At 35.8% G+C, this 9,953-nt stretch carries 6 protein-coding genes; 2 read left to right on the forward strand and 4 right to left on the reverse strand.

The features are described 5' to 3' along the window. The first annotated feature begins 32 nt into the window (after positions 1-32). Entirely contained in the window at positions 33-4,541 is a 4,509-nt protein-coding gene (locus tag H5119_RS14080; RefSeq protein ID WP_182702693.1) for an EAL domain-containing protein, read from the forward strand. A gap of 317 nt (positions 4,542-4,858) precedes the next feature. Here H5119_RS14080 and H5119_RS14085 read toward each other — a convergent pair whose 3' ends face one another. Then, entirely contained in the window at positions 4,859-5,752 is an 894-nt protein-coding gene (locus H5119_RS14085; RefSeq protein ID WP_182702694.1) for a cation diffusion facilitator family transporter, read from the reverse strand. A 213-nt stretch (positions 5,753-5,965) separates the two neighbouring features. Here H5119_RS14085 and H5119_RS14090 point away from each other — a divergent pair, with 213 nt between their 5' ends. Beyond that, entirely contained in the window at positions 5,966-7,414 is a 1,449-nt protein-coding gene (locus H5119_RS14090; protein ID WP_182702695.1) for a diguanylate cyclase domain-containing protein, read from the forward strand. Positions 7,415-7,438: 24 nt separating this feature from the next. On the opposite strand, the gene H5119_RS14095 is transcribed toward H5119_RS14090, so the two are convergent. The 3 genes from H5119_RS14095 to H5119_RS14105 are packed head-to-tail and all read right to left on the reverse strand — an operon-like array spanning position 7,439 to position 9,560. Further along, positions 7,439-7,684, reverse strand: a complete 246-nt coding sequence (locus tag H5119_RS14095; RefSeq protein WP_182702696.1) for a hypothetical protein — start codon at positions 7,682-7,684, stop codon at positions 7,439-7,441. Next, complete coding sequence (locus tag H5119_RS14100; RefSeq protein ID WP_182702697.1) at positions 7,681-9,276, reverse strand: PepSY domain-containing protein; 1,596 nt, start codon at positions 9,274-9,276, stop codon at positions 7,681-7,683. Before H5119_RS14100 ends, H5119_RS14095 begins: the two co-directional genes overlap by 4 nt. Next, entirely contained in the window at positions 9,273-9,560 is a 288-nt protein-coding gene (locus tag H5119_RS14105; protein WP_182702698.1) for a hypothetical protein, read from the reverse strand. Before H5119_RS14105 ends, H5119_RS14100 begins: the two co-directional genes overlap by 4 nt. Between the last annotated feature and the right edge of the window lie 393 nt (positions 9,561-9,953).

Consider the following 9,953-nt stretch of genomic DNA (forward strand, 5'->3'; position numbering starts at 1 on the left):
ACTCTAATCTATGTTAATGAGAGAATTTATTAGTGCGTTTGAATAAATGGCTTTTTATCCTCAATACAATTGCTTTAGTTTGCTTTGGAAACGTTTTCGCATCGCAAAACTATGCTCAACAGTTACAACGCATTTCTACCGATGAAGGCTTATCGCAAAGCTATGTTACAAAGTCATTACAGGACAATTTAGGTTTTATATGGATTGCGACTACGCAGGGCTTAAATCGATTTGACGGACATCAAGTTAATATCTTTGATGGAGGCGTTGGGTTAGAGCGTTACAACATAGCAAATTTATTTAAAACGCATGATGACAAAATTATTGTATCAACAGAGAGCTCTGGTGCTTATTTAATCGATCCTATTAACTTGAGCACTGTAAAAATTTATTCCCAAGTTGCCTCTGAAAAATCAAATTATATTCCGCCCATTTTAGCTGTAGAGCAAATTCAAGATGTCTTTTATTTTGCGATACGCAATCAGGTTTACTCGTTTCGTATTAATAGTCAAACACTCACTTTAGAGGCTACCATCGATGATGAAACTAATCATATTCGCGCATTACGTGCGTACAAAAATGACTTATTCATAGGTGCAAACAAAGGACTGTATTTACAAAACTTGGCTAATAAACAACTAACTAAGCTTGAGCTACACGATCGCACGCAAAACACTCTCGATAATAATGATGTTAAATTTTTAAGTATTGACTCTCAATTAGGTCTACTCGTGGGCACTGTAGAGGGGCTCTATGCCGTAGCACTGGATGACAATACTCTTTTAAACACTTCAAATATATCCACAATTATTCCTGAGTATAATATTTGGGATTATAAAAAAACCCCCTACGGAGAGTTTATAGCCACAGAGCAAGGGCTATTCCAGTATCACCGAGACACAGATAACACTGAATTTATTTTAAATTTTAGCGAAAGTAAGTTTAATATTACTGAAAATACAATTAATGATTTAATGGTTGATGCAACGGGTATGTTTTGGCTTGCATCACGTACGCAAGGTATTTTTACATGGGCTATTCAAACAAGGCGGTTTAACAAAATAAAATTACCTGCTAACAACGTTATTAATACAATTTATCAAGATAATGACGATTCAATTTGGTTTGGTACAGATAACGGCATCACCCACGCATCTGCTGATATGAAAACATCTGAAAACTATTTAGAATCTGACGATAGTAAAGCCGTTTATGGAAAATTTTCAGTATTTGATATTATCCCAGCTCATTTAGAACCTGAATCTCAATATTTATGGCTAGTTCGCTACTACGACCTCATTTTATTTGATAAAAAAGCAAAGAAAATAGTTTCAAAACAAACGATAGATTTAGAACCAAATAACCCGATTGATTTTTACGGTTTTTCTGAAATTGCAAACGATACGTTTGCATACTTCAGTAATGAAAACTTTTTTATCTATAACGGGAAAACAAAAAATGTACGGATAATTAAAGGGCTAAAAGAGCAAATTGACCCATTCGATGCATATACGTTTCTTCGCCCTTTGGATACCCACCCTGATGAATTACTGATCAGCACGTATACGCACCTATTTCGTTATAATGAAAAAAACCAAACACTTACAATAATTTACGCAGCCCAAAATAGAAAAGGTAATACGCTCTACACCATTGATGATTGGCTCATTAATAACAAAATATTATGGCTTGCTACCAGCCAAGAAGGCCTTATTGGCTTGGATTCGACGAGTTATGAGAGAAAATATCATTTTGATATGAGTGATGGCTTAAAAACTGAGTCTATGTACTCTTTACAGCTAGATGAATACGGTTTCTTATGGATAAGCAGTCAAAATGGCCTCTATCGCCTCAATCCCCAAACTCAAGCCTTAACTGTTTACACTGTTAAGGATGGCCTTTCGGTTAATCAATTTAGTGTTATTGGCGCAAATAAATTAAATAATGGTAATTTAATTTTTGGCAGTAGTTATGGAGCAATCTCATTTGATGCCGCTGACTTTATCGAACAATCGCAACAAGCCTCCACTTTTAAAACGTTAATAACTGATATTACATTGCTATCAAGGCAAGTGAATTACCACCCAATGCAATACGCATCAACCCCATTATCACTGAACCATGACGACATTGGTCTTGAAATAAGCTTTTCAAATTTTGACTTTCACAATGCCGATAAAACCTATTATGAAGTATCTTTAACGGGTACTACGTCACTCAATTATGATAATTTGAAATCAAATAAAATATTCTTTACTAAACTCCCCCCTGGCGACTACGTTTTAACCGTGTCTTCACATAGTACAAATAGCTCTAAAACAAGCGAGAGTAGCACGCTACTATTTAATATTGCTTATGCACCTTGGCAGTCACCATTTGCATACACTATTTATACTTTAAGTATTATCAGCATTTTGTTTTTACTTTTTTGGCAATATCGTCATCGTAAAATTACAATTGAAAATGCGCATCGCGCAACAATTCATTCTCAAAAGCAAACCGAATTAGCACTGAGAAATAATAAAAGTGGTGTTTGGGATTACGATTTAAAAAGCAAAACAGTAAACACATTGCGAGGTAATGAATTAGGCTACACTAATTTACCCGAACGTATTGAATTAGCCTACTTTATTGCCCTTATACATCCTGATGATCGTAGAAGAGTCGAAAGCTTATGGAATATGTTCATTCAAAAAAATGAACCGCAGCAAAACTGGCAAGCGACTTATAGATTACATCATAAAAATGGCCATTGGCTATGGTTCCAAGACATTGGCCAAATTATATATAGCTCTCTATCAAACGAACCTTTGTATGTATCTGGTATATATACAAATATTACCGAGCAACGCGCCAATGAGCAGCAAGCTAATGTTCTTGGTGAAGCATTTAGCCAAATAAATGATTGGTTACTTATTCTCGATACTCAGTTAATACCTTTCTCTGCTAACAATAGTCTTTTAGACGCGTTTTCAAGCAGCTCAGCTAAGGCAAAATTAAGCACTAAGTTATTGATTAAAGCGATGGGCAAAGCAAAATGTAAAAAATTCGCAGCCAAGCTAAAATCGTTGAAACCAAAACAAAATTGGCATACGGATACTTATATTAAAACGAAAAAAAATCAAAACCACCCTATCCAACTTAGCGTTACAGCTGTTGCCAAAGAGGATAATAACGTTAGCTATTATGTGGTTGTTATCTCTGATCTGACGGAACAAAAACGAGCAGAAAACGAATTACGCTATTTAGCAAACTACGATCCTTTAACTCGCTTACCTAATCGCAGTTTAATGTATCAAAAAATAGAAATAGCCATAGAAAAAGCGCAACAGAGCGCTTCTCAGTGCGCTATTTTATTTATCGATCTAGATAAATTCAAACCTGTAAACGATTCTTTTGGCCACGCCGTGGGTGATAAACTACTGTGTAACATTGCTGAACGTGTAAGCGCGATATTAGGCGAGTACTCTACATTGGGCCGCCAAAGTGGGGATGAATTTTTAGTTTTAATAGAAAATACCAGCTCGGTAAAATCATTAAATCACATCGTAAAAGAAATCAGCGCAGAGCTTGCAAACAAAGTTATTATTGAAGACTTTTCTATTAATATATCTGCCAGCATAGGTGTTGCATTATATCCTTTCGATGCTGAAACAACCGATATATTAATTAGAAATGCTGATGTTGCAATGATGCATGCAAAACAAAATGGCAGAAACGGGTTCAAGTTTTTCAACGAAAAAATGAATGAAAAAATAAAACAAAAGTTAATTCTTGAAAATAATTTAAAAGATGCCGCCAAAGACAACTTGTTTTTTAACCATTATCAACCAATTGTCGATATTGAAGCAAAAGTAATCAACGGTGTTGAACTGCTTATGCGCTGGGAAAACGATGGACAGCTCATATCACCGGCTCAGTTTATCCCTATTGCAGAAGAAACTGGCTTAATAGAAATGCTCACTGAGCAAGCTTTAAAACGTGCCTTATCTGAATTGGCACCCATTCTATCCAGTAACCCGTTATTTTATGTTTCTTTAAATTTATCGCCAAAGCATATTCTTAAAGAAAACATAGCCAAGCGTTTACTCTCAATCCTAAACGACAACCAAATAAGTCCGATGCAGCTTCGCCTCGAGATCACCGAAAATACATTGTTGGATGATAAAGTTAAGGCTGCAAAACAGCTACAAAAGTTACAAGCGCTTGGATTCAAATTGCTCCTTGATGACTTTGGGACAGGCTACTCTTCATTAACTTACTTGAGTCAATTTCCTATTAATGTGATTAAAATCGATCAAAGCTTTGTAAACAGCATTGGCATAGATAAAGGTGATGAATCTATCATTAAGAGTATATTTCAACTTGCTAACAACCTTGAGTTATCTTGTATCGCTGAAGGTGTTGAAACACGAGAGCAGATGGTATTTTTAACTAATATGGGATGCTATGCACAACAAGGTTATTATTTTGCTAAGCCGATGAAAGCTGAAAAGCTGTGTGAAAGTGACTGTTTCAACAAAATAATTAACTTAATTTAGAGCCTATACCTGCGTATTGACTCATCAATGAAGATATTTATACCAATTTGCTTAAATATAGAGGCGATTAAACCCGTTAAATGGTTCAAATACTGATGCCAATTGGTATTACTTAACCTGAATTCTAGTTAAGAGATTTACTAACGTATTAAATCATGGTGATATTTAAATTTATTTTCTCTAGCCAGAGATTTTTAGTGAAAACAAGGCGAATTTACGCGTCAATAGCTGGCCTACTGCAAGTAAATTCAACACAGTTAGCGCTGAAAATAGCTGCTCGAGATAGATTTATTATCCAGAGTTCAGGCTACTTACTACTAGCTGTGTTGGTGCTCGGCATGACTTTCTATTTGTAATACGCTGCTTTTAACATTAAATTTTAATGACAATAGCTGTTCTACTTTTAAACGACAGACCTCATCATGCTTTTCGATAGTGCAATGCTGTTTAAGTACCACATGGGCTCCCACTACGGCCTCTTTATCTTTACGCGTAACAGTTACGTTGTGTACGCTATGCACATGCTCTATGTGAGTTATTTCGTATTCAATATCAACCACTTTTGGAAGCTTTTCTTTATTTAAACGCAATCCTTGAATGCAACGAATAATGACCTTAATACCTGTAAATAAGACGAAAAATGCGATAAGCATACTCGATAAAATATCAATAACATCCCAGCCAGTAAAATAGATAAGCATACCAGCAATAAAAGTCGATACAGTTGAAATTAAATCAAAAAACGAATGTAAAAATACAGCGTAAATATTAATACTGGCTTTACGACCTTTGTACAAAACCCACGCTGCAGCGCCGTGAAACAAAAAGCCAATACCCGCAATAGACGACATCAAGAAGCTATTAATGGCAAGCTCATTGCCCTCATGATGATGAATAAAACGCTCCCCCCCTTCATATAAAATAACTAAGCTAATGGCTAAGTATAAAACGCCATTAATAAGCCCACCAAATAATTCTGCTCGTTGGTGACCATCGTTGTAAGTTTTAGCAAAGTGAATAGCAAGGCTTGAGGCTATTAACGCAATGAATAGCGAGCTGTTATGGACAAATAGATGCCCTGCATCTGCAAGTACTGCAAGTGAATTTGCGTAATATGCGCCAATAACTTGAATGACCATGAATGAGCATGTAATTGCTAATGCAATTAATAACCGGCGGCGGGACGCCTCGTGTGTAGTGATCTCTGTCATGAACTGTTTGAATTACCTATACTTAGAATGCAAATAAGCCTATAGACAGGCTTAGTGAGAAAAGAGTAATGATATACAGTATCAATTATAATACGTCGGTAATTCAAACGCACTAAAAAATTAGTAAAATGAAAGATAATGTACTAAAAGTAGTAGAGTAAGTATAAAATATACCTTACAAAACAGTATAATTTAATAACGCGGAGTGAATAAGTGGGTTTGCATTCAACACAAGAAACATGGAGTACATTAAAACATCTTCCATTTGCTGTTTTACTTCATGATACGCAATCGCAAACTTACCAGGCGAACGCGCACGCACAAACATTATTTGATTTAAATACAAATTCCCCATTAACTGAAAATGACTTTAACCATCTCACTTTAATAAACCCTCTCAGCAAAATAATTTTCTCTATAAAATCACTGTTTAACGATTACTTACTGCCGCATACAAGTAACCAAATACTTATTGAAAAACAAGGTAATACGTTTTTACTAAATGTAAGGCTTGCACACGTTAATGAGTCGCTTTCAATGCTCGTATTTGAGCTAATTAAAAATAACGTAAATGAAGAGTATAATTTTGATAAAGTGATATCTAACATATCAACCGATTTAATTGATATACAAATTGACGATATCGATAAGCATATTGACTATGCACTGAAAGCCATTGGTACTGTTGCAAATGCAGATAGAAGCTACTTGTTTAGATTCAATAAAAACAATACAAAAATAAGCAATACGCATGAATGGGTGAATGAAGGCATTTTACCTTTCAAAGATACATTACAAGATGTTCCTAAAAGTGCATTGCCGTATTTTTTCAGCTTAATGAATGACACATATTTATTCAGAGTAAATGATACATCGACCCTTCCTAAAGCAGCACTCAGTGAAAAAATCGAATTTGAACAACAAGAGATAAAATCGGTATTGTGCATTGGTCTTCGTTATGAAAAAGAACTTGTTGGGTTTATCGGCTGCGATAGCGTAAAAGAATATCGCGAATGGACCGATTTAGATTTAATAAGGTTAAAGCTTGTAGGTGAAATACTGACTAATGCATTTAAAAATATAGACTACAGAAAAAAGCTAGAATTAGCTCAACAACAACTCATTACTGCCAATAAAAAGCTAAATGAGTTAGCAAATACTGATGGGTTAACAAATATAGCCAATCGACGTAGTTTTGACCGCGCACTTAAAAATGAAATCAGGCGCTGTGTCCGCAATCAGCATCCCATAGCACTAATCATATGCGACATTGATTTTTTTAAACATTACAACGACAACTACGGACATCAACAAGGTGACGAGGCTTTAAAAATAGTTGCAAGCACACTTAATAAGTTATGTAATCGTCAAGGCGATTTAGCTGCGCGTTACGGTGGTGAAGAGTTTGTTATTATTTTACCCGCCACTGATGCAAAACAGTGCAAAGCGTTTACTGCGCTTATTCAAAAAGAAATTGAGACCTTAAATATTGAGCATCACTATTCAAATATTGCTAAGCGCCTTACTGTTAGCATGGGGTTTTATGCTTTAATTCCCAATACAAAAACACTTCCAGAAGATCTTATTAGTAATGCAGATTCCGCCCTATATAACGCAAAGAAAACAGGGCGAAATAAAGCATCCGAATTTATATCCGAATAGTGTTTACTGCATTAATTTCGTAGCTTAATTTGTTAATTGTATTGCTTTTCCAGCAATAAATGCAGTTAGCAATCCTGCAACCATTGCACCGGAAAAAGTACAAATTATACCGCCTATAACATCATAAACGCCTACAAAACAGCTTGTTGCTAATATAAACAAGCCTATTACCAACGGTAATTTAATCAACATTGTTAATGTGCTTTTACGAATGCAGAACATCATAACGAATAAACTCATCATCGCCGTAAATATCAAAAATTCATTCATGCAGTTTTTGCCTCTATATACGCTTTTGTAGAAGCTTTTATTTTCAACGCGTAGCCAATACACATGGCCCCCACAAACATAAAGCTAGCATCAACAATAGCAACTAAGCCACTGTTTAAATTAATAATATTACTGTGACTCAATAAAACATTTAATGGCAGCACAGCACTCAATGCTAACCCACAGAGTAAAAGTGTCTGTTTAAAATAGGTTTTATAATCTACAGGCAATAACCCTATTAATAGCCAGCCTAACCAAGTATAAAAGAATACAGGTCCAAAATAGCTATTTTGCGCAGCACCAATGACATTGTGATTAAGTATTATCTGCAGCGGGAAAAGCACAAAGCTTGCTAACACTAAACCACCGCAACTTCCTATAATAAAGCGGTTCCAACGCGCGTAAGCAACCTCAGATAAACTAGCATTAATCCCTCGCGTACGTTTTGCTAGCCACATCATCATCCCAGACACTGGTAAAAGTGCAGTACAAAAACCAAGTAACACCCATAGTAGTTTGATAAAAATGCCTGCAAAATTACCAAAGTGCATTGGAAATACAAGTTCTATTACTTTTATTGATATCCCTGATATATCACCAAAACTACTCATCGATTTTACAAATTCGCCATTTCCACGATAGTGCAGTAACTGAGAAGCCACCGCTTCTCCACCAAGTAAACGTAAATACACCTGCGCGTTAGCGTCATTGTTAGCCATTATTGTTGCATCTATAATCACTGCTTTTGGATAACGGCTATGTGCATTTTCTAGTATGGTGTCTAGCTGTGTCGGCTGTTTAGTATGGCTTATTACTGTTTCTGGTATAGCTGTAAAAGTTTCTATCAGCTTATTTTGATCGCCACCAAAACTCACAAAAGCGGCGGCGGGCAATAAAATAACTGTTGCCAGTCCCAAAAAAGCCCCTGAAAAACCAATCACAATATTAAATACACTTCCCCAAATACCCATTACTTTATGGCCATCACTAATCGCAATATTGAGTCCTTTGTCGCGTCTGAAAGTAAATAACTCTTTTATCAATTTGCGATGAATAAATAAGCCTGTTATCGCACTCACTAATAACGTTAACCCCAAAAAGCCAGTGAGAATTAACCCAATAGGACGACCTAAATGTAAATCAGCATGAAATTCACCAATATAGCTCGGGGCATCAGTTTTTTTATTTGCATAAAAATCTTTGCTAGGGCCGTAGTAAGTATTCACCAAAGCAAGTGTATCGGGATGAAACTGAAATACTCTGGCAACTTCCTCGCTGTAATTCTCATCTCCGTGGTGCGATTCGAATACAAGGGTTAACAGATAGAAATTATGGCCACTTGGCATAAATACATGAATGTTTTCCCCAAATTCATTGGGCACTTGTTTATGGTACTCATTGACTAAGCGGTTAACTTGAACACTCGCAACGTGTTGGCTAGATTGTAATTCAGGGTTTGCCCATATTTTTAACTCAGGGCGAGAAAGTACTGCCAACGCACCACTAAACGCAATAATAAATAATAATACGGCGGTTATTATCCCAACCCAGCTATGTAATAAAAATAGCTTTTTTAAAGTAATTGACTTCATCCTTGCCCCTGCGTTAACGCCCAAAAACTAAATAATCCGTGTGTAGCACACAATAAACCCATCACCACAAAAGGCTGCCATACTTTTTCAGCCAAATAAGCATATATAAATAACGCTGTCCAAATGATTGGAAACAACAAAATAGGCAGCAAAATTTGCTCACTCATCTCAAAGGGTAAATAAGTGGTCATTCCAGGAATTATGATAACCGCAGTAATAAGTGCCATCACGCAGGCTAATAAGTGTCGCCGACGTGTAGCGTTAAACGTTTTTTTATTATTCATTGTTTGCTCATTAAATTTACTTAAGCATATACCAAACAGCGTATGCAAATGATAACAATTGCTATTATATTGTGCATTTGCTATTTAATGCAATTCATTAAGCACGTTTAGTCACTTTTATATTAAAAAATATTGTTGATATGACGCATTAAGGGCGGAGTCTTTTGAGATTAAATTTACAGCGGTCTCTGGATTCGATTTGCTTAAACGGCCTAACGGCTCTTGCCATAGGCTTTTTAACATCTTGTATAATCGCTTATTTTATAATTAACCTGAACTCTGGATAATAAATCTATCTCGAGCAGCTATTTTCAGCGCTAACTGCGTTGAATTTACTTGCAATAGGCCAGCTATTGACGCGTAAATTCGCCTTGTTTTCACTGAAAATCTCTG

The sequence above is a fragment of the Pseudoalteromonas sp. SG45-5 genome, assembly GCF_014164085.1.
GTDB lineage: Bacteria > Pseudomonadota > Gammaproteobacteria > Enterobacterales > Alteromonadaceae > Pseudoalteromonas > Pseudoalteromonas aliena.

Excerpts from the sequence above, each read along its gene's own strand:
- H5119_RS14085 (WP_182702694.1), bottom strand. The coding sequence starts at position 5,752 with ATGACAGAGATCACTACACACGAGGCGTCCCGCCGCCGGTTATTAATT.
- H5119_RS14095 (WP_182702696.1), bottom strand. The coding sequence starts at position 7,684 with ATGAATGAATTTTTGATATTTACGGCGATGATGAGTTTATTCGTTATG.
- H5119_RS14100 (WP_182702697.1), bottom strand. The coding sequence starts at position 9,276 with ATGAAGTCAATTACTTTAAAAAAGCTATTTTTATTACATAGCTGGGTT.
- H5119_RS14105 (WP_182702698.1), bottom strand. The coding sequence starts at position 9,560 with ATGAATAATAAAAAAACGTTTAACGCTACACGTCGGCGACACTTATTA.